Origin of the sequence: Streptomyces murinus, from assembly GCF_002154555.1 — a bacterium.
GTDB classification, from domain to species: Bacteria; Actinomycetota; Actinomycetes; order Streptomycetales; family Streptomycetaceae; genus Streptomyces; species Streptomyces murinus.
Genome location: NZ_MUNF01000891.1, coordinates 1 through 711, shown reverse-complemented (window position 1 = coordinate 711; position 711 = coordinate 1). Strand labels below are relative to the sequence as shown.

Annotated in this window: 1 pseudogene; it reads right to left on the bottom strand. The window is 66.6% G+C overall.

Going from position 1 to position 711, the window contains the following annotated elements:
- Positions 1 to 660, bottom strand: a pseudogene (locus CCN72_RS36345) (TCP-1/cpn60 chaperonin family protein); the annotation flags it as partial.
- Positions 661 to 711 lie beyond the last annotated feature (51 nt).

Genomic DNA, 711 nt, shown 5'->3' with positions numbered 1-711 from the left:
GCGATGATCAGCAGCGGCTTGGAGCCGGACTGGATGACCTTCTCCAGGAGCGGCAGCAGGTCCGCGATCGCGGAGATCTTGCCCTGGTGGATCAGGATGTACGGGTCGTCGAGGACGGCCTCCATACGCTCCTGGTCCGTCACGAAGTACGGGGACAGGTAGCCCTTGTCGAAGGCCATGCCCTCGGTGAAGTCCAGCTCCAGACCGAAGGTGTTGNNCGGCGACGGCGGCGATGTCGGACTTCTCGTCGATCGGGCGGGCCGTGGCGAGCAGGTCCTCGGAGATCGCCTTGACGGCGGCGTCGATGCCCTTCTTCAGGGCGGCCGGGGAGGCACCGGCGGCGACATTGCGCAGGCCCTCGCGGACCAGCGCCTGGGCGAGCACGGTGGCGGTGGTGGTGCCGTCGCCCGCGATGTCGTTGGTCTTGGTCGCCACCTCCTTCACCAGCTGCGCGCCGAGGTTCTCGTACGGGTCCTCGATCTCGACCTCACGGGCGATCGTGACACCGTCGTTGGTGATGGTGGGGGCGCCGAACTTCTTGTCGATGACGACGTTGCGACCCCGGGGGCCGATCGTCACCTTCACCGTGTCGGCCAGCTTGTTGACGCCGCGCTCGAGGGCGCGACGGGCGTCCTCGTCGAACTTCAGGATCTTCGCCATGACAGCGGGAGCCCTCTCGAAATCTGTGGGTGAAAAAACGAACTGCGCCCC